Below are 18,952 nucleotides of genomic sequence, written 5' to 3' on the forward strand. Positions count from 1 at the left end.
CGCCTCGTCCCGCCCGCCGCCGCGCCGCCAGCCGCCCCGCGGGTGCGCCCGCTCCCGTGCAGCCCGACGCACCGAAGCGGATCGAGCAGTCCGCGCCCGCGCCGGAGCCCGCCACCGTCGCGCAGACCCGTCCCGAGCCGGTGATGCACGCCGAATCCGAGACCCCGCCCGCCCGTAAGAAGGCCAGAGCAGTCGACGACGCGCCCAAGCAGGCCAAGAAGTCCGACGGCGGCCAGCAGTCCAACGGCCGCGGTGGCCGCGGACGTCAGCAGGGCCGCGGCCGCCGCGACCAGGCGCCCGCGCCGACCCCGGTGAAGGCCGCCCAGGATCGGCTCGGCTTGCCGCCGAAGGCCCCGAAGAACGGCCTGCGGGTGTTCGCGCTCGGCGGTATCGGTGAAATCGGCCGCAATATGACCGTTTTCGAGTACGGCGGCAAACTGCTGATCGTCGACTGCGGCGTGCTGTTCCCCGAGGATCAGCAGCCCGGCGTCGATCTGATCCTGCCCGACTTCCGCCCGATCGAGGACCGCGTCGACGACATCGTCGCCGTCGTGCTCACCCACGGTCACGAGGACCACATCGGCGCGGTGCCGTTCCTGCTGCGCCTGCGCTCCGACATTCCGATCATCGGCGCCAAGTTCACCCTCGCGTTGATCGCCGCCAAATGCCGTGAGCACCGGTTGCAGCCGAAACTGATGGAGGTCGTGGAGGGTGAGACCACCATCCACGGGCCGTTCGAATGCGAGTACTTCGCGGTCAACCACTCCATCCCGGACGCGCTGGCCGTCTCGATCCGCACCCCGGCGGGCGTGGCCCTGCACACCGGTGACATCAAACTCGATCAGCTGCCGCTGGACGGCCGCCTCACCGACCTGGCCGGCTTCTCGCGCCTCGGCGACGAGGGCGTCGACCTGTTCCTGGTCGACTCCACCAATGCCGAGGTACCCGGATTCGTCACCCCCGAGCGTGAGATCGGCGGGGTGCTGGACACGGTGATCGGCAAGGCGAAGAACCGCGTCATCATCGCGTCGTTCGCCAGCCACGTGCACCGCATCCAGCAGGTGGTCGACGTGGCCGAGAAGCACGGGCGCCGGGTCTGTTTCATCGGCCGCTCGATGGTCCGCAATATGCAGATCGCGCAGGATCTGGGCTATCTGCGGGTGCCGGACGGCCTGGAGGTCGATCTCGAGGTCGCGGCCACACTGCCCGGCAATCGGCTGGTGCTGGTGTCCACCGGATCGCAGGGCGAACCGCTCTCGGCGCTGTCGCGGATGGCGCGCGGCGAGCACCGCCAGATCCACATCCGCTCCGACGATCTCGTGGTGCTGGCGTCCTCGCTGATCCCCGGCAACGAGAACTCGGTGTTCGCCGTGGTGAACGGGCTGGCCCGGCTGGGCGCCACCGTCATCACCCAGCAGAGCGCGAAGGTGCACGTCTCCGGGCACGCGTCGGCGGGTGAGCTGCTGTACCTCTACAACGCGGTGCGACCCACCAATGCCATGCCGGTGCACGGTGAATGGCGGCATCTGCGCGCCAATGCCGCGCTGGCCGTGGCCACCGGTGTCCCCGAGGACCGGGTGGTGCTGGCCGAGGACGGCGTGGTGGTCGATCTGGTCGACGGCATCGCCACGCTGGTGGGCCGCTACCCGGTCGGGCACGTCTACGTCGACGGTCTGTCGGTCGGCGATGTCGGCGAGTCCACGCTGTCGGACCGGCTGGTGCTCGGCGAGGGCGGTTTCATCTCGATCACCGTCGCGATCGATGCCACCACCGGCAAGGCGGTCAGCACGCCCGAGCTCAACGGGCGCGGATTCTCCGACGATCCGACGGCGCTCAGTGATGCCGCGGAGCTCGTCGAAGCGGAACTGCTGCGGCTGGCGGGGGAGAACATCACCGACACCCACCGCATCGCGCAGAGCGTGCGCCGCGTGGTGGGCCGGTGGGTCGCCGACACCTACCGGCGGCGTCCGATGATCGTGCCCACCGTCATCGGGGTCTAGCTCGAACGACGAAGCGCCGGGAAGCGATTCGCTTCCCGGCGCTTTCGTGTGTGTGTGCTACTTCGCCTGGCAGGCGGCCGAGTCCAGCTTGGCCGCGCGCACGATATTGCAGGTGAACTGGTTGGAGACCTTCCAGCCCTCGGTCTCGGCGACGAACTCCACGAAGGCGTTCTCGACCGGCGCGCCGTCGATGGTGACCTTGGCGTCGGCCTTCAGCTTGCCGTCCTTGGGTTCCTGCACGCCGGTGATCTCGACGGTCACCTTGTTCTTCTTGGCGGCGTCGACCAGCTTGTCGACCAGCTGCGGATCCTTCTCGGCGTCCTGCACCCAGCTGATCTTCTCCTGCTCACCGACCGAGGCGTCGAAGGCCTTGGTGATCTTCTCGTTGAGCTCGGCGACGGTCGGCTTGGGCAGGTCCGGCGGCGGCGTGGTGGTCAGCTCGCCGTCGGATTCGATGGCCTCGCCGGCTTTGGTGCCCTCTTCGTACTTCCCGGCGACCGTGGTCGTGGCGCTGGGGCTGGCGGAGTCGCCGCCGTCGGAGCTGCACGCGCTCAGCGCGAGTGCGGAGGTGGCTGCCACGAGGGCGACCATGGATCGAAGCGTCATGGTTCGGAGTTTCACGTGTTCCCCTGTATGAGAAGTGCGGTTCGGTTAGCTGTAGCCGTTGGTGCAACGCCAGGTGACGACGTGGCTACCCGACAGTCGAGACAGTGCGGCGTCGCGCGCGGCGCCGTAGCTGGACCGCGACGAGGCCTGCCAGGTGGTCGAACGCGGGTTCTTCCGCGCGACCAGCACCGCGCAGCCGTTGCGCCAGGACAGCAGCACCGAGCAGCCGCTACCGCAGGTGCGCACCGCGGCGCCCTCGGCCTCCGGGTAACCGTCGTAGTTGTTGGTGATGCTCCAGCGCCCGTTGCTGCCGGTGGCGATGGCTCCGTAATAGCCGCCGCCCTGCGCCTGCGCGGCAGGAGCCGAAACGGCAAGCGCCGCACCGACGGCCACCATGGTGGTTGCTGCGGTGATGAACTTCTTCACGTGTGAACGTCCTCCGTTGACTTGTGATCCGGACCCGCGGATCGTTTGACACCGTACATTCCGGCTCTGGACCGGCTACAGCGAATAACCCTCGGTGCATGCCCAGTGCCTGATGTATGGGTTCGGGCCGGGGTTGTTGGCCCGCGCGCGGTTGCTCGCGTCCCGGACCGACGCGCCCGAGCCGTAGCTCCAGTGGGTTGGTGAAATGGCCAGGGCGCCACAGCCGTTTCGCCAGGTCAGTACCGGGTGGCAGTCCGAGTTTCCGCCGAAGGTCAGGCACGCGCTGACGGCCATTTCCTGTGCCGTGCCGTGGCTCGATCCACCGGTATCGAATCCGAAGTGGTGGTTCGACATGGCTACCGCGATGCCGCCGTAGGTGCCGCCCTGTGCCTGCGCCGGTGCGGCGGTCATCATGAGTGACCAGAGCGCCGCGAGTAGCACGGCCGCGACCGTTGTCGACTTCTTCAAATCTCAACCCCCTCGATGGAATACGCGACAAACGTATATTTCGGGCACCCAAGATGCCAACCCGGATTTCGCCGAGCGCGGAATCGTGTGTCTGAGTCGGTGCTGTCCGGCGGGCCGGATCTGAGCTATGTTCGGCGGTATGAGCATGGCGCAGCGGGAGCGGGCGGCACTGGTGGTCGCGATGCGACAGGCGGGCCCGGCGGCGGCGACGCTGTGCGGGGCGTGGACCGTGCGGGATCTGGCCGCGCACTTGATCGTTCGGGAACGCCGGCCCGATGCCGCTCCCGGAATAATGCTCAAACCGTTTGCCGGACACCTGGATTCGGTCCAGCGGCGGACCGCGCGCCGGCCGTTCGAGGAGTTGCTGGAGCTGGTGCGGACCGGGCCGCCGTGGTGGTCACCGCTCAAGCCGGTCGACGCCGTGGCGAATCTGAGCGAGATGTTCGTCCATCACGAGGATGTGCGCCGGGCCGCGCCGGGCTGGGAGCCGCGCGTACTGCCCGAGGCCGACGAGAACACACTGTGGTCGCTGGTGTCCAAGATGGCCAAGATGGCCTACCGAAAGTCGCCTGTGGGACTGACGCTGCGCACACCCGACGGACGGGCGGCGGTCGCGAAGTCCCACTCCCTGCCGGAGGTGACACTGACCGGTCAGCCCTCCGAACTCCTGCTGCACGCCTTCGGCCGCGACGAGGTCCGGCTGGAAACGGCCGGTCCGGCCGAGGCCGTGCGTTCGGTGCTCGAACTCGACCGATCGGTCTGAAGCCGGGTTCGACCTGCGCGCGAGCGCCTTTTCGGGCAGCTGAGACCTCCGATGCCAGTGTTGCGGATGGTCTGGATGGTGCCTTTGCGGTTAGCCTGAAGCCATGGCAGGTAAGTCCCGCAACTCCGCGACGCCTCGGTCACGGGCGGGAACCGGGCGGGAAGCACAGCAGTCGGGAGCGGCCAGAGGGAGGACCACCACGTCTCGGTCTCGTTCGACCACAGCGCGTTCCACCCCCGCCCGCGCCACCGCGCGGCGCACCGGCCCGACGCCGCGTCCCCGCAGCGCCCCGCCGCGCCGCGCACCCGCGCGCGCGTCCAACACCGCGCCCCTGGCCGTATTCAGCCGCACCGTCTCCAGCGGCTGGAACATGCTCGCTCGCGGCCTCGGCGCCACCACCCGCACGCTGAGCCGGGCGGGCGATATCGAACACGGCCATCGGCGCGACGGTATCGCGCTGGCCCTGATCGCCGTCAGCGCGATCGTCGCCGCCGCGGTGTGGCTGTCGGCCGGTGGCCCGGTCGGCCGCTGGGTCGAGGAGGCGATCCGCTGGGTGGCGGGTTCCGCCTCGGCGGGGCTGCCGTTCGCCTGCGCGGGCCTCGCGGTGATTCTCATGCGCACCGAACCACATCCGGAGATCCGGCCCCGCCTGGTACTCGGTGGCATGCTGGTGAGCCTGCCGATGCTCGGTCTCTGGCACCTGGCCGCGGGCGCACCCGATGACGCGCACGGTCGTTCCCGCGCAGCGGGTTTCGTGGGATTCGTGGTCGGCGGCCCGATCACGCACGGTCTGACGGCGTGGTTGTCGGTCCCGATCCTGTTGCTGGCCATCATCTTCGGTGTGCTGCTGCTCACCGGCACCACCGTGCGCGAGGTGCCGCAGCGCCTGCGCGAATACTTCGGTACCGCCGCCGGTGGCGACGAGTACGGCGACTACCGCGGTGAACACGGCGAATTCGATCCCGCCGACTACGACGCCGAGGGATTCCCGCCGCACCGCACGCGGTCTCGCCGGCGCGGGCGTACTCCCTCGGAGAACTATCCCGCCGACGAGTTCGGTGATCCCGACGCGGTCACCGAGGCCCTGGGCGAGCCGCCGCTGCGGGACGCGAAAACCCTCGCCACCGCCGCGGAATTCGCGGCCGAGGAGCCCGAGCCGAAACCGCGCAAGCGGCCCGCGCCCAAGGTCACCGACCAGACGCCTCCGCCGCCGCCCAAGGAACCGGAGTTCGTGCCGGAGCGAGTCGTCGAAGGCGACTACACCCTGCCGCCGCTCACCCTGCTCACCGATGGTGAGCCGCCCAAGAAGCGCAGCGCTGCCAACGAATCGATGATCGAGGCGATCACCGAGGTACTGGTGCAGTTCAAGATCGACGCGGCGGTCACCGGTTTCGTGCGCGGCCCGACGGTCACCCGCTACGAGGTCGAGCTCGGGCCGGGCGTCAAGGTCGAGAAGATCACCGCGCTGGCCCGCAATATCGCCTACGCCGTCGCGACCGAGAACGTGCGCCTGCTGGCCCCGATTCCGGGCAAGTCGGCGGTCGGTATCGAGGTGCCCAACTCCGACCGCGAACTGGTTCGGCTCGCCGATGTGCTCAAGGCGCCCTCGACCCGCAACGATCACCATCCGCTGGTGATCGGCCTCGGCAAGAACATCGAGGGCGATTTCGTCTCCGCGAATCTGGCGAAGATGCCGCACCTGCTGGTCGCGGGTTCGACGGGTTCCGGTAAGTCGAGTTTCGTGAACTCGATGCTGGTGTCGCTGTTGCAGCGCGCCACACCGGACGAGGTCCGGATGATCCTGATCGACCCGAAGATGGTGGAACTCACGCCCTACGAGGGGATTCCGCATCTGATCACGCCCATCATCACCCAGCCGAAGAAGGCCGCCGCCGCGCTGGCCTGGCTGGTGGAGGAGATGGAGCAGCGCTACCAGGACATGCAGGCCAACAAGGTGCGCCACATCGACGACTTCAACAAGAAGGTGAAGTCGGGTGCGATCACGGCGCCGCTCGGCAGCGAGCGCGTCTACCGGCCCTACCCCTACATTCTCGCGATCGTCGACGAACTCGCCGACCTGATGATGACGGCCCCGCGCGATGTGGAGGACGCGATCGTCCGGATTACCCAAAAGGCGCGCGCCGCGGGCATTCACCTGGTCCTGGCCACCCAGCGGCCCTCCGTCGACGTGGTGACCGGCCTGATCAAGACCAATGTGCCGTCCCGGCTGGCGTTCGCCACCTCGTCGCTGACCGATTCGCGGGTCATTCTCGATCAGCCGGGGGCCGAGAAACTGATCGGCATGGGCGACGGTCTGTTCCTGCCGATGGGCGCGGGCAAACCCACTCGTTTACAGGGCGCGTTCATCAGCGACGAAGAGATCCACGGGGTAGTCGATTTCACCAAGAACCAGGCCGAACCCGACTATCAGGAGGGCATCACCGCCGCCAAGGCCGGTGAGAAGAAGGACGTCGATCCCGATATCGGCGAGGATCTCGATGTCTTCCTGCAGGCCGTCGAGCTGGTCGTCACCTCCCAGTTCGGTTCCACCTCCATGCTGCAACGCAAGCTCCGGGTCGGTTTCGCCAAGGCCGGTCGCCTCATGGATCTCATGGAGACCCGCGGCGTCGTCGGCCCCAGCGAAGGCTCCAAGGCCCGCGACGTCCTGATCAAACCCGACGAACTCGAGGGGCTGCTGTTCTCCATCCGCGGTGGCGACGCACCGGTCGAGGCCGACTGACGAAGCCGTCGCGCGCTAGCCGCGGGTGCGGCGGGTGAGCAGCCCGGCGAGTGTCAGCAGCGCCAGGAGAGCAGCGGCCAGCAGGACCTGGGGGTGCAGGCCCAGGACCATGTGATTGTCGAATTCGGGGTCCTGCACGGCGGTTTCGGGAAACAGCAGCGCGGCGAACAGGCCCAGCCAGGGTGTGGCCAGGACGGCGCAGGCGAGCCGGATCCGGGTGCGCGGGCCGCCCGTGCGCGCGGCAAGGAGCGCCAGAGCGAGCGCGCCGAGCAGGATCGACATGACGATGTACTGGGCGTCATGGAACTTCGCGTGGGCTGGCCAGTTGTCGTTGCGCAGATGCTGAACCGCGCTCGCCCGGACGATCAGGTCGGCCAGCAGCGCACCCGCCATGGTCACGAGTGCGACGCATGCGGTGACCAGCCGGGCGGCGCGGACACCGCGGGGATTCGAGCTCGTCATGTCAGGACATTCCTTGTTCGCGTGTGGGATGGGCGCGCAGGAAGTCGTCGATGACCGCCCGCACGTAGTCGAGGTCGAAGGTTCGGTGGGCCACCAGCCGCCGGAAGAACAGCGGGCCGTGCAGCTGGTCCACGGCCAGGTCGATGTCGAGTGCGGCGGGCAGCTCGGCGCGGTCGACGGCGGCGGTGAGGATCGCGCGGACCGCTCGCGTGCCGGACCGGTACAGCGCCTGTTTGAGCTCCGCGAATTTTGGTTCCACGGCGGCTCTTTCGATCATGACGCGCATCGCCTGCTCGGTGGTGGGTTCGTGCAGCATGGCGTGGGTCGCGGTGAGTTCGGTGAGCAGGTCGGCGCGGAGTTCGCCGGCGGGCTCGGATTGGGCCAGGGTGATGTGCAGCGTGACGGCGGCGCGCACCAGATCGGTGGGTTCGGGCCAGAGCCGGTACAGCGTGGCCCGGCTGATGCCGCTGCGGGCCGCGACCGCGCCGTGAGTCAGTCCGGCGAGTCCCTGTTCGGTCAGCAGTTCGCGTGCCGAGGTGAGCGCCGCCTCGCGACTGCGTAGCGTCCGTGGATCCAAGGGCCGCACGAAACCTCCTTCGATACAGTCTGTTTCAGAACTATGAAACAGACTGTATCGAACAATGCCGCATTCGGGAAGGAATGGTCGCGTGACCTGCTTCCCGCACGTGGGAACTCACCCATCTGGCCTGCGGCATACCGTTCGGCATGAAAAAGAAATGGCGGGCTGGGCTGTCGCGAACACTGGGCGCGCATCCCGTTTCGATGCGTACCGCGCCGGTGGTGCTTGTGCTGGACCGGACGGTGCGGCGAATCACGCAGGGGCGCGAGGGAATCCTCGACGTGGCGGGATTGCCGTCACTGGAATTGACCGTCGCGGGACGGCGCAGCGGGATCGCGCGCACGGTCTCGCTGCTCTACGTGCCGACTCCGCAGGACCGGGATACGTTCTTGCTCATCGGATCCAACTGGGGTCGGCCCCGCCATCCGGAGTGGTCGGCCAACCTGGCTCGGGCCGACCGCGCCGAATTACACCTGAGCGGTGCACGATTCGAGGTCACGGTGCGCGGGCTGGCCGGAGCGGAGCGGGAGCGGGCCTGGGCGCGGGCGGTCGCCTTCTGGCCCGGGTATGCCATGGAGCAGCGCCTGGCGGGTGAGCGGGTCTTCCGCTTGTTCGAGTTGCGTCGGGTGTGAGCTAGTCGACGGCTTCGTAGACGCGAACCAGGTCCTCGGCGATCACGCGGGCGGCCGCGCAGCCGCCGCTGCCCACCGACACCTCGATGGTGTCGAATCGCTTTTCTCCAGCCGCGAGGGTCGGGGTCGCGTGGCCGACGCCGATCCACAGTCGGCAACCGTCCGCGCCTACGGCCTTCGGCATCTCCGTGACGGGGGTGGAGCCGATATCGTTGCGGGGTTGCCCCGCACCGGCCTGCGTCGAGTACATCTCGCTGAGGAAACCGAACTCGATGTGATGTCGGAACTTGCTCGTGGCGTTGTCGATCGTGCTGGTGGGCACTTCGCCCACGAAGAAGGTGCATTTCGAGGGATCCCAGCCCTGGCCGATCGATACCCGCTGCTGCCCCTTGCCGACGACGCCGAGCGGCTGGCACGGGTCCATTCTGCTCAGCTTCGTCGCGGCGCTGGGATGCCGCGATTCGGTGCGCAGCGGACGGGTCGTGAGTGTCGGCAGCGAAGCCGCCGCCACCGCGGTGACGTCGTCACATCGATTGCCTTCACCGTAGACGCGATAGTTGATGGCGAGCTTGTCGTCGAAGGGCGCGTAGGCGTTGCAATGGTCCGCGGTCTCGCTGTATTCGTCGACATTCACGGTCTTGCCGCCACCGACATCGACCGGCTTCGCCAGACTCGACCACGCTTGATTGACCATTTCCACGACAACGAGCGGGACCGGGTTCCCGGTCGCGTATGCGATCTCGCAGCTGTTCAACCCGCTACCCGCCCCGAAGAATTCGGTTCGGCCGAGACGAGCCACTGCGGCTCCATCGACGAATCCACACGGGTCCAGCGGCCGAATCGAATCCAGATACTCGAGCTGTGCGCTCGCATCCGGAACCATCTCCCGATACGTCCGGTCGACGGCGTCACTCTTCGATTCTGTCTCCGCGCACCCCGCCAGCAAAGCCAACGCCGACACGAAAACCGCTACCCGCACCCTTTTCACCCTTCACAACCTAGGCGACTGGCGCGCGGCCGGGGAAACGGCTAGGTGGTGCGCCGCCGCGACTTCCACCACTGGTAGGCGAGCAGCACCGGCAGGATGAAAGCCTGGAAGAAGATCAGGTACGACCCGCTCTCGAAGACGAACGCCAGGTATCCGGCGTAGCCGACGTACAGGACACCGAACACGGTGTTGAGAATCTGCGCGAATTTGCCCTGCGCTTCTTCGAACGACATGGCCAGCATCGCGAGCCCGCTGCCGAACAGCAGCACCACGTACCAGGAGAACTCAGGGTCCGCGCTGAAGTCGAGATTCATCAATCCCCCACCAAAACAAAAGTCCGACATGACCGTTCGGTGGCACCCGAACGGCTTCCGAACGGTCGATATCCTGGCATCCCGGCCACCTGCCCGCAACTCGGTTATCGCGCTCCGGTCGGCCGCGGGGGCTCCGGCCCGATTCCCCGGGGCCGCATCGGCTTCGGGGATCGAGCCGCAGGTAGTCAGGCCGCCACCGCCGCCAAGGGTGCGCGGGTGGCGATCGCGCGTTCGAGACGGTCCAACTCCCGATGGGCGTTGACCGCGATGCGCCGACCACCGTGCCGTTCGCCAGGAACGCGACAGCGAACTCGTCGTCCTCGACCGCGCCGAAGACCACCCGTTCCTCGTCGGCGCGGTGGGGCAGGCCCGCGGTCTGGATGCGGGCGTCGTGGATGCCCTGCGCTGACCCGATCCGTCCCCTCGAATGCCGCTGCGCGCGTACCGGATACGAGGCCGACACCGTGGCGGGCGTGTAGGCCGGCCAGCGAGCGGGCGGCATGCACGCCGATCTCGGCCCGTAGCCGCAGGGCGTCGCCGAGGGTGCGCAGCGTGTGTACACCCACGGGATGCCGGCCGAGAGTGCGCGCCCGCACACCGGTCGCGATGACGAGCCCGTCGTAGTCCAGCTCGGAACCATCCTCCAGCACAATGGTTTTCGCCGCCACCCGCAGCGCCGCTGCCCGCGCAGCCATTCCGCACCGAGGGTTCCGCGCCCGGCAGCGAGACGTCATCGTCCCCGTCGAGCACGCTCTTCGACAGCGGCTGCCGATTGTAGGGCAGGTGCGTCTTCGCCCCGACCAGCGTGATCTCCCCCGAGCAGGCGCCGGACTCGTCGGCGGTGCTGGAGCTGGGTTTCGGTTGACCCGGCCGATACAACGGGTTTGATGGCGGAGTTCCTGGTGTTTCTTGGTGACAGCCCCGAAACAACGGGCGGGCAAACAAATCCTCTGACTGATATTGCCTGGTCAGGGGATTTTTCATGGTTCCCTCGACGAGATTCGAACTCGCAACAACCGACTCCTAATGTCGGCGCCTCTGCCAATTGGGCTACGAGGGAGCAGCTAACGAAAAGGGGCCACCGCGGCGGATTGCGCCGGGGTGACCCCATCAGGTCCGGGTGGCAGACCTCAGGGGCGGCTCCGGACGCGCGCGAGGCGGACCTGCCTGGTAGCCGATAGACGCGCGAAGCCGTGCCGGACAACGATGAGCGACGGGTACCGCACGGTCTGCCGGATCATGGTGTCGCCCTTCCGAGTTGGTGGGTTCGCGATGTTGCCGTCTAGCACGCTAACACTCGAAATCGGTACGCGGCACCTATTTTCCGGCGCGCCGTTTCAAATGTCCGGTCGAGTTTGCTGGCCGGATTTGCTGGCGCGAACCCGGGTATGCCCGGCTACCTGCGACGATGTGCAAATATGGACAGCAAACAACCCGCTAGCGGACAGAAATGGACAAATCGGGCAATATGGACATCATGAGATTCCACGCCGTTCGGGCCACCGTATGCACGTGACCGCCTTGACCTGGGGGATCACCGTCCTGGTGATTCTCGGGCTCTTCGTCTTCGACTTCTTCGCCCATGTCCGCACCCCGCACGAGCCGACCTTCCGCGAATCCGGGTTCTGGTCCGCGGTGTACATCGGCATCGCCCTGCTCTTCGGCGGCTTCGTCGCCTGGCAGTGGGGCGGCACCTACGCCGGGGAGTACTACGCGGGCTTCGTCACCGAGAAAGCGCTCTCGGTGGACAACCTGTTCGTCTTCCTCATCATCATGTCCACCTTCGCGGTGCCGCGGATCTACCAGCAGAAGGTGCTGCTCATCGGCATCGTGCTGGCGCTGGTCATGCGCGGCGCCTTCATCGCCGTCGGCGCCGCCGCGATCAGCGCCTTCAGCTGGGTGTTCTATCTGTTCGGCGCGTTCCTCGTCTACACCGCGATCAAGCTGCTCAAGGAGAGCGGGCACGAGGTGGAGGCGGAGGAGAAGCGCGACAGCCGCATCGTCCGGCTGGCCAAGCGGTTCCTGCCCACCACCGATCAGTACGACGGCGACAAGCTGGTGACCCGCATCGATGGCCGCCGCACGGTCACTCCGCTGCTGCTGGCACTGCTGGCCATCGGCTTCGCCGACCTGCTCTTCGCGCTCGATTCGATTCCGGCGATCTACGGTCTCACCGAGCAGCCGTACCTGGTGTTCACCGCCAACGCGTTTGCTCTGATGGGCCTGCGCCAGCTGTACTTCCTGATCGGCGGACTCCTGGACCGCCTGGTCTACCTGTCACACGGCCTGGCCGCGATCCTCGCGTTCATCGGCGTGAAACTGGTGCTGCACGCGCTGCACGAGAACACGCTGCCGTTCATCAACGGCGGCGAGCACGTCACGGTGCCGGAGATCTCGACCCCGATCTCGCTCGGCGTCATCCTCGGCATCCTGGTCGTGGCGACGCTGGCCAGCCTCGCCAAGACCCGCGGCGCGGCGAAATCCGGCTAGCGAACGAGAAAACCCGCACACCCTTCGAGAATCGAAGCGGTGTGCGGGTTTCCGGTGTGTCAGGCGCCGAATCGCTCGCCGATGGTCGGGGTCCACTCGACCACCCGGATCTCCTCGACCAGGCTCTCGCGTGCGAACGGATCCTTGGCCAGCAGTTCGCGCAGCGCGTCGGCGCTCTCGGCGCGGAACAGCAGCAGCGCGCCCGAACCGTCACCGTAGGGTCCGCTGCTCAGCATCACCCCGGCCTCGGCCAGATCCGCGAGCCAGGCCCGATGCTCCGGGCGGTGCATGTCCCGACCGGGCACGGTGGCCTCGGAGTAGGTGTAGTGGACGGCGAAGGTCGGCACAGGGATCTCTTTCTCTCAGAGGGTGAGCAACATGCGGGTGTTGCCCAGCGTGTTCGGTTTCACATAGCTGAGGTCGAGGAACTCGGCCACACCGGTGTCGTAGGACCGGCACATCTCGGCGTAGACCTCGGCGGTCACCGGGGTGCCGTCGATCTCGGCGAAACCGTGCCGGGTGAAGAAGTCCACCTCGAAGGTGAGGACGAACAGCCTGCGCAGCTCCAGCTGCCGGGCCACGGCGACCAGCCGCTCCACGAGCAGCCGCCCGACCCCCTGCCCCTTCACATCGGGGTGCACCGCGACCGTACGGACCTCGCCCAGATCGGCCCACAGCACATGCAGCGCGCCGCAGCCGACCACCCGTCCGCCGACCTCGGCGACCCAGAACTCCTGAACCGCCTCGTACAGCGTGACCAGGTTCTTCTCCAACAGGATCTTGCCCGCGTAGACATCGACCAGGCGTTTGATCTCGGGGACGTCGGAGGTTCGGGCGCGTCGCACCACCGGCACGGCAGGCTGCGCATCCACGGACGCGCCCGGATAGGCGTCGCTGGTCGAACCACCCTGTGGTCCCCGAGAGGTCATGGGGTGCACAGTAGTCGGGTCGGTTACCGATAGGCTGACCGTGTGCCGCACATCCCCTCGCCCCGCTCGTCTCGCGCTGCCCGCGTGTGGCCGGGGTATGCCCATAGATCCGGGGCGGAGGGGTGAGTGTGCAACCGGAGGAAATCGATCGGCAGTGGGGGGACTCGGCGCGCCCGCTGGTCGCGCCCGCCGAATCGGACGTGCCGCTGCTGAACATCGCGAACGTGCTGACCATGTTCCGGATCGCGATCGTGCCCGTGTTCGTCCTGGCGCTGTTCACCGCGGGCGGTCACCACACCGGGTGGCGGATCGCCGCGGCCGCGCTCTTCGGTATCGCCGCCATCACCGACCGATTCGACGGGCAACTGGCGCGCAAATACGGATTGGTGACCGATTTCGGCAAGCTCGCCGATCCCATCGCGGACAAGGCCCTGATCGGCGCGGCCCTGATCGGGCTGTCGGCGCTCGGTGATCTGCCGTGGTGGATCACCTCGGTCATCTGTGGCCGTGAGATCGGGGTGACGCTGCTGCGGCTGGTCGTGGTGCGGCGCGGTGTGATCCCGGCCGGGCGCGGCGGAAAGCTGAAGACACTGGTCCAGTCCCTGGCGATCGCGGTGCTGCTGCTGCCGCTGTCGGGTGGTTTCGTCACCGTGGGCATGGGTCTGATGTATGTGGCCGTCGCGCTGACGGTGCTCACGGGGCTCGACTATGTCGGTCAGGCCGCCCGGGTCTGGTTCGCCGGCGCGCACACCGGCCGATGAGTGCGGATCCGCTGACCGCCGCGGTACCGGCCGCCGATCTCGTCCGGGAGCTGGTGCTGCGCGAGCAGACCGTCGCCACCGCCGAATCGCTCACCGCGGGCCTGCTTTCCGCCGCCATCGCCGGTGTGCCCGGCGCCAGCGCCGCGCTGCGCGGCGGCTTGATCGTCTACGCCACCGAGCTGAAGCACACCCTCGCCGGCGTCGACGCCGATCTGCTGCGCACCGACGGCCCGGTCGCCGCGCGCACCGCCGAGCAGCTCGCCGTCGGCGCCCGGACCAGGTGTGATGCCACCTGGGGCTGTGGGCTGACCGGCGTCGCCGGACCCGACTCACAGGACGGTCACCCGGTCGGCACGGTGTTCCTCGGCGTGTCCAGTCCGTGGCACAGCGAGGTGATCCGGTTGCAACTCCAGGGCGACCGGTGGACGATCAGAATCGCCGCGACCGACATCGCGGTGCGGGAATTGCTCCGATGCGTCCGCGCGGACCGAACTCGGTGAGTTCGGAAAGCGCGGGAACTCATCGGGCAGCGTCCGACGTTGTGCCAGAAAGAACGGGTGCGCGTCCGGCGCCGGAGTTGCCGTGCGGGTCCGTTGGAGCGGTCGGCCGGGAACATGCCGGTCCGCCGCATACTGGGAGCGAAGGAGAACGTGATGACGCTGCTTCGAGAGGCGATCGGGGACAGTCTGCGGCGTGCACGCCTGGCCCAGCATCGGACATTGCGTGAGGTGTCCACCTCGGCCCGGGTGAGCCTGGGCTACCTGTCCGAGGTCGAGCGCGGTCGTAAGGAAGCCTCCAGTGAGCTGCTGGCCGCCATCTGCGCCGCCCTGGATGTGCCGCTGTCGCGGGTGCTCTGGGATGTGAGCACCCTCATGGCGGGCGCGGACGGTATCGCGACCCCGGCCGAGCCCGTGCCCGCGAGCGAAGAACGCACCGAGCCGGTGACCACGCCGGCCGGCGAGGGCGAACCCGCCACCGCGACCATGTCGGCCGCCCGGATCGCCGAGGACACTCGCATCGTCATCCCGGCGCCCAAGTCCGAGATGTTGATCCTGGTGAAGAGCAACTGAGAAGCGGATAAGTTTTCCGTGCAATAGGTGCGCACTCGGGCCGGGTTCGCCCGGTCCGAGCGGCATATGGTGGAGGATAGGCACAGACGGGTGCGTGACGGTCGCGCACCGACTACCGCGGGCCGCGGTAGGAGCACATGGAGGCGGGATCAATCGATGGCTAATCCGTTCGTCAAGGCCTGGAAGTACCTGATGGCCCTCTTCGACTCGAAGATCGAGGAGCACGCGGATCCGAAGGTCCAGATCCAGCAGGCTATCGAGGAAGCACAGCGCCAGCATCAGGCCCTCTCGCAGCAGGCCGCGTCCGTCATCGGCAACCAGCGCCAGCTCGAGATGAAGCTGAACCGGCAGCTGGACGAGGTCGAGAAGCTCAACGCCAACGCGCGCCAGGCCGTCATGCTGGCCGACCAGGCGAGCAACGCGGGCGACACCGAGAAGGCGATCCAATACACCAACGCCGCAGAGGCTTTCGCCGCGCAGCTGGTCACCGCCGAGCAGTCGGTGGAGGATCTGAAGGTGCTGCACGACCAGTCGCTGCAGGCCGCCGCGCAGGCCAAGAAGGCCGTCGAGCAGAACGCGATGATGTTGCAGCAGAAGGTCGCCGAGCGCACCAAGCTGCTCAGCCAGCTCGAGCAGGCCAAGATGCAGGAGCAGGTCAGCGCTTCGCTGCAGCAGATGGATTCGACACTGTCCGCGCCCGGCAACACCCCCAGCCTGGACGCCGTCCGCGACAAGATCGAGCGCCGCTACGCCAACGCGCTGGGTTCGGCCGAGCTGGCACAGAATTCGGTGCAGGGCCGCATGCTCGAGGTCCAGCAGGCCAGCATCCAGATGGCCGGGCACAGCAAGCTGGAGCAGATCCGCGCCTCCATGCGCGGCGAGTCCCTGCCCGCCGGTGGCGATCAGCAGGCCATCAAGCCCGCGCAACCGCAGCCCGCGCAGACCGAGGTGCGATACGAGAAGGGTCAGGCGTAAGGGTTCGGTCGACGCGCTAGGGATTCAGTCGATGAAGGTTTCGCCGGAGCCGGTTCGTCCGCCGCGGCGCGGTGCCGAGGGAACAGTATGAGCCGCAAGCGAATTCACCCGCAGTCCGGAGCACGGTTGCCGGTCGTGAATCCGGGATTCGGCGGTCCGCCCGCGAATCTGCCCGATTCGCTGCGTGAGGTGGGCGAGACCGCGCTGTCCGCGGTCCGCAAATGGGCCGACCCGCGCGAACGGGAACTCCGTAAGCGCCGTCGGGCGCGCCGCGCCAGCTTCCAGCTCGGCACCGCGTCCGGATTGACCACCGCGGGCACCGTGGGGCTCGCGGTCATCTCGGCGCCGATCGGCGCCGTGGTCTTCCTGGGCGGTGTCGCGGTCGCGCTGGTCACCGGGGCCGCCCTGTCCACTCGCCGCTATCTGCGGCTGCGCGGCGCACCACTGCCACTGGCCGCCTATGTGCCGCGCAAGCAGCCACCGCTCGGTTCGGCCGCTCGCCCGGCGATCGCGCGCCTGGCCCAAGCCGAGCGCGCCATGCACGGCCTGACCGCCGCGATCGGCCGTTCCAGCCGCCTGCCCCAGGACGAGTTCGCGGAGATGGTCGAGACGGCCGCCTCCGGTGCCGAGGCGCTGCACGCGCTGGCGGTCGACATCGTGCAGATGGAGCGCGCGCTGGTCGCGGTCGGGCCGGAGGCAGCGAACGCGCTGCGCGGCAATGTCGGCCTCGCGCTCACCCGCCTGGAGGCCGGCGTCGCGGAGTACGAACAGGTGGTCGCGGCCGCGGGCGGTGTGCTCGCGGTGCCCGAAACCCTGGTCGTAGCGCATCAATTCGATACCATCGTGGCCGATCTGCGGCACGCCGCCGATCGGCTCGACGGCTGGGCGCAGGCGCTGACCGAGGTCGCCGACCGGCCGCTGGGCGCGGGTGCGTTCCCGGGGCAGTGGATCGATCCGACCGTGCGGATCCAACGTCCGCCGGTCTGACCGATTTGTGAGTTCGCATATCGGCGCGACGGCCTGATCGTCGAAGCTCCAACGTTTCGGCGAGCGGCCCGGACCGGGCGAATCGGACACATATCGTTCGGTCGTGGTTGGTTCGAATCAGCGGTGGCCCGGGCAGCTACCGGCGGAAGCTACGCCGGAGCGGCGGCGTGGCCCGCTGCGGGCCGCCTTGGTCGCGGCAAGCTTGCTGACGGTGCTGGGCGTGGTGACAGTGGTGCTGGCGGTGGTCGCCGCGCCCGAGACCGCGCCGATCGCGCTGGTCGAGCAGGAACCGCTGTCGGCGGCGGGGACGGTCACCTACGAGGTCACCGCCAGCACCGGATCCGCGCACAGCGTGGCCTATGTCGGCGGCGACAATCTGCTGCGCACCGAGGTGGCCACGCCGCTGCCGTGGCGTAAACGCATACTCAGCCCGACCCTCGCACTCGCCCTGAACGCGCAGCGCAACGGGGTCGGGGACATCACCTGCCGGATCAGCGTGAACGGGCGCACGGTCGCCGAACAGACCGCGCACGGGCTGTACGCGGTGGTGAACTGCACCGCAACCGCACCCGGTAAGACCTCAGGGTGAACCCCGATCTTTCACCGATATCGCTGCTGACCTGGTGATTTCCCGGCTCGGAACTGTCAGGCTCGAAGAGCACGAGTTGTTTTTCGAGACATGTGGAGGCAGCAATGCTGTGGAAGATCATCGGTGTGGTCGCGCTCGTCTGGATCGCGTTCATGGTCATCGGAGCTCTCCTGAAGGGTCTGTTCCCGATCCTGATGATCAGCGCCGTCGTATTCGGTCTGTACCTGCTGTACAAGGCGGTCACCGGCGCGGAGACCAAGTCGAGCATCGACAAGGTCTGACCGGACGACCGAAGTGCTTGAATAGATTCCCGTGGAGCAGATTCCGGAGGATTGGCAGCGCGGCCTCGTCATCGTGGCGCACCCCGACGACATCGAATACGGCGCGGCCGCCGCGGTAGCCCGCTGGACCAGCCAGGGCAAGGACATTCGATACGTGCTGGTCACCAGCGGTGAGGCCGGGCTGGCGGGCGTCCCGCCCGCCACGGCGGGGCCGCTGCGCGAAGCCGAGGAGATCGCGGCGGCCGAGATCGTCGGGGTGCACCAGGTCGAATTCCTCGGCCACCCCGACGGTCGCGTGCGGGAGAGCTTGGAACTGCGCCGCGATCTGGCCGCCGCCATCCGCCGTCACCAGCCGGAAATGGTGGTGCTGTTCAACTTCGGTGACACCTGGGCGCCGGGCTTCGCCAACAGCGCCGATCACCGTGCGGTCGGCCGCGCCGGACTCGACGCCATCTCCGACGCCGGCAACGAGTGGATCTTCCCCGAGCTGGCGGATCAACCCGTATGGTCGGCGCGCTGGGCCGCTGTCGCCGGTCCGACGGTCACCCACGCGGTCGACGTCGGCGACCATCTCGACCGGGCCACCGCCTCACTCGCCGCGCACCGCCGCTATCTGGAGATCCTGAGTACCGAACCGGTCGAGGACCAGGTCCGCTTCATCGTCGATCGCGCCACCGGCCCGATCGAGGACTTCCCCGCCACCCACGCGGTCGGCTTCGAGCTCTATCACTTCAGCTGACCGCACAAGTGCACCGTCCCGGAAGCCGACCTCCGGCTTCACGGCAACCTCACAGCGCAGTGTGCGACCCCGCGCACCCGATCGGCTGTGTGAAGCGATGAGGTGCGGTGTGGTCACGCGCGTCGCGGTGTGAACCGAGCGGTCGGCCGAGG

General features: G+C 67.9%; 23 protein-coding genes and 1 tRNA gene. 13 read left to right on the top strand and 11 right to left on the bottom strand.

The annotated features are described in order from the left end of the window. Positions 1-143: 143 nt before the first annotated feature. Positions 144-2,000, top strand: coding sequence for a ribonuclease J (locus ACFVMC_RS21325; protein WP_379213251.1), 1,857 nt, complete (start codon positions 144-146; stop codon positions 1,998-2,000). Between the two features lie 57 nt (positions 2,001-2,057). Here the strand turns inward: ACFVMC_RS21325 and ACFVMC_RS21330 are convergent, their stop codons facing one another. From ACFVMC_RS21330 to ACFVMC_RS21340, 3 genes are all read right to left on the bottom strand, one after another. After that, the gene (locus ACFVMC_RS21330) at positions 2,058-2,606 is read right to left on the bottom strand and encodes a hypothetical protein (RefSeq protein ID WP_379212714.1); all 549 of its coding nucleotides are present in this window, start codon (positions 2,604-2,606) and stop codon (positions 2,058-2,060) included. 45 nt (positions 2,607-2,651) lie between these two features. Next, positions 2,652-3,032 carry a DUF4189 domain-containing protein gene (locus ACFVMC_RS21335; RefSeq protein ID WP_379212716.1) on the bottom strand — a complete coding sequence of 127 codons (381 nt, stop codon included), beginning with the start codon at positions 3,030-3,032 and terminating at the stop codon, positions 2,652-2,654. Positions 3,033-3,107: 75 nt separating this feature from the next. Beyond that, positions 3,108-3,500, bottom strand: a complete 393-nt coding sequence (locus ACFVMC_RS21340; protein WP_379212718.1) for a DUF4189 domain-containing protein — start codon at positions 3,498-3,500, stop codon at positions 3,108-3,110. 139 nt (positions 3,501-3,639) lie between these two features. On the opposite strand from ACFVMC_RS21340, the gene ACFVMC_RS21345 reads away from it, so the two are divergent. Both ACFVMC_RS21345 and ACFVMC_RS21350 read left to right on the top strand, forming a co-directional pair. Next, a complete protein-coding gene (locus ACFVMC_RS21345; RefSeq protein ID WP_379212719.1) occupies positions 3,640-4,263 on the top strand; it encodes a TIGR03085 family metal-binding protein in 624 nt (207 codons plus the stop codon). Between the two features lie 103 nt (positions 4,264-4,366). Next, positions 4,367-7,003: a DNA translocase FtsK gene (locus tag ACFVMC_RS21350; protein WP_379212721.1), complete on the top strand. Its 2,637-nt coding sequence runs from the start codon at positions 4,367-4,369 to the stop codon at positions 7,001-7,003. 15 nt (positions 7,004-7,018) lie between these two features. On the opposite strand, the gene ACFVMC_RS21355 is transcribed toward ACFVMC_RS21350, so the two are convergent. Together ACFVMC_RS21355 and ACFVMC_RS21360 are read right to left on the bottom strand one after the other, a co-directional pair. Then, the gene (locus tag ACFVMC_RS21355; protein ID WP_379212723.1) at positions 7,019-7,465 is read right to left on the bottom strand and encodes a DUF6640 family protein; all 447 of its coding nucleotides are present in this window, start codon (positions 7,463-7,465) and stop codon (positions 7,019-7,021) included. 1 nt (position 7,466) lies between these two features. Beyond that, positions 7,467-8,051 carry a TetR/AcrR family transcriptional regulator gene (locus tag ACFVMC_RS21360; protein ID WP_379212724.1) on the bottom strand — a complete coding sequence of 195 codons (585 nt, stop codon included), beginning with the start codon at positions 8,049-8,051 and terminating at the stop codon, positions 7,467-7,469. A 140-nt stretch (positions 8,052-8,191) separates the two neighbouring features. Between ACFVMC_RS21360 and ACFVMC_RS21365 the strand changes: the two genes are divergently transcribed. Beyond that, on the top strand, positions 8,192-8,677 hold the full coding sequence (locus tag ACFVMC_RS21365; RefSeq protein ID WP_379212726.1) for a nitroreductase family deazaflavin-dependent oxidoreductase: 486 nt from the start codon (positions 8,192-8,194) through the stop codon (positions 8,675-8,677). Between the two features lies 1 nt (position 8,678). On the opposite strand, the gene ACFVMC_RS21370 is transcribed toward ACFVMC_RS21365, so the two are convergent. The 4 genes from ACFVMC_RS21370 to ACFVMC_RS21385 form a co-directional block, all read right to left on the bottom strand. After that, positions 8,679-9,656, bottom strand: coding sequence for a hypothetical protein (locus ACFVMC_RS21370; RefSeq protein ID WP_379212728.1), 978 nt, complete (start codon positions 9,654-9,656; stop codon positions 8,679-8,681). 50 nt (positions 9,657-9,706) lie between these two features. Continuing rightward, positions 9,707-9,979, bottom strand: coding sequence for a hypothetical protein (locus ACFVMC_RS21375; RefSeq protein WP_379212730.1), 273 nt, complete (start codon positions 9,977-9,979; stop codon positions 9,707-9,709). Positions 9,980-10,164: 185 nt separating this feature from the next. Further along, positions 10,165-10,674 carry a hypothetical protein gene (locus ACFVMC_RS21380; protein ID WP_379212732.1) on the bottom strand — a complete coding sequence of 170 codons (510 nt, stop codon included), beginning with the start codon at positions 10,672-10,674 and terminating at the stop codon, positions 10,165-10,167. Positions 10,675-10,962: 288 nt separating this feature from the next. Next, a tRNA-Leu gene (locus tag ACFVMC_RS21385) sits at positions 10,963-11,039 on the bottom strand. Between the two features lie 446 nt (positions 11,040-11,485). Here ACFVMC_RS21385 and ACFVMC_RS21390 point away from each other — a divergent pair. Beyond that, positions 11,486-12,469, top strand: coding sequence for a TerC family protein (locus ACFVMC_RS21390; RefSeq protein WP_379212734.1), 984 nt, complete (start codon positions 11,486-11,488; stop codon positions 12,467-12,469). Between the two features lie 59 nt (positions 12,470-12,528). Here the strand turns inward: ACFVMC_RS21390 and ACFVMC_RS21395 are convergent, their stop codons facing one another. Further along, positions 12,529-12,816, bottom strand: a complete 288-nt coding sequence (locus ACFVMC_RS21395) for a YciI family protein (protein ID WP_379212736.1) — start codon at positions 12,814-12,816, stop codon at positions 12,529-12,531. Between the two features lie 15 nt (positions 12,817-12,831). Continuing rightward, complete coding sequence (locus ACFVMC_RS21400) at positions 12,832-13,398, bottom strand: amino-acid N-acetyltransferase (RefSeq protein ID WP_379212738.1); 567 nt, start codon at positions 13,396-13,398, stop codon at positions 12,832-12,834. A 122-nt stretch (positions 13,399-13,520) separates the two neighbouring features. On the opposite strand from ACFVMC_RS21400, the gene pgsA reads away from it, so the two are divergent. From pgsA to ACFVMC_RS21440, 8 genes are all read left to right on the top strand, one after another. Next, positions 13,521-14,159: a CDP-diacylglycerol--glycerol-3-phosphate 3-phosphatidyltransferase gene (pgsA, locus tag ACFVMC_RS21405; RefSeq protein WP_379212740.1), complete on the top strand. Its 639-nt coding sequence runs from the start codon at positions 13,521-13,523 to the stop codon at positions 14,157-14,159. Then, positions 14,156-14,659, top strand: a complete 504-nt coding sequence (locus ACFVMC_RS21410) for a CinA family protein (protein ID WP_379212742.1) — start codon at positions 14,156-14,158, stop codon at positions 14,657-14,659. The genes pgsA and ACFVMC_RS21410 overlap by 4 nt, the downstream gene beginning before the upstream one ends. Positions 14,660-14,809: 150 nt before the next feature. Then, positions 14,810-15,229: a helix-turn-helix domain-containing protein gene (locus tag ACFVMC_RS21415; protein WP_379212744.1), complete on the top strand. Its 420-nt coding sequence runs from the start codon at positions 14,810-14,812 to the stop codon at positions 15,227-15,229. Between the two features lie 156 nt (positions 15,230-15,385). Then, the gene (gene pspA, locus ACFVMC_RS21420) at positions 15,386-16,204 is read left to right on the top strand and encodes a phage shock protein PspA (protein ID WP_379212746.1); all 819 of its coding nucleotides are present in this window, start codon (positions 15,386-15,388) and stop codon (positions 16,202-16,204) included. Between the two features lie 87 nt (positions 16,205-16,291). Continuing rightward, positions 16,292-17,191, top strand: a complete 900-nt coding sequence (locus ACFVMC_RS21425) for a hypothetical protein (RefSeq protein ID WP_379212747.1) — start codon at positions 16,292-16,294, stop codon at positions 17,189-17,191. A 103-nt stretch (positions 17,192-17,294) separates the two neighbouring features. Continuing rightward, a complete protein-coding gene (locus tag ACFVMC_RS21430; protein WP_379212748.1) occupies positions 17,295-17,780 on the top strand; it encodes an MmpS family transport accessory protein in 486 nt (161 codons plus the stop codon). 104 nt (positions 17,781-17,884) lie between these two features. Beyond that, positions 17,885-18,061 carry a hypothetical protein gene (locus ACFVMC_RS21435; protein ID WP_379212750.1) on the top strand — a complete coding sequence of 59 codons (177 nt, stop codon included), beginning with the start codon at positions 17,885-17,887 and terminating at the stop codon, positions 18,059-18,061. Positions 18,062-18,092: 31 nt separating this feature from the next. After that, complete coding sequence (locus ACFVMC_RS21440) at positions 18,093-18,800, top strand: PIG-L deacetylase family protein (RefSeq protein WP_379212752.1); 708 nt, start codon at positions 18,093-18,095, stop codon at positions 18,798-18,800. Positions 18,801-18,952 lie beyond the last annotated feature (152 nt).

It is taken from the genome of Nocardia sp. NPDC127579, assembly GCF_042672005.1.
Classification (GTDB): domain Bacteria; phylum Actinomycetota; class Actinomycetes; order Mycobacteriales; family Mycobacteriaceae; genus Nocardia.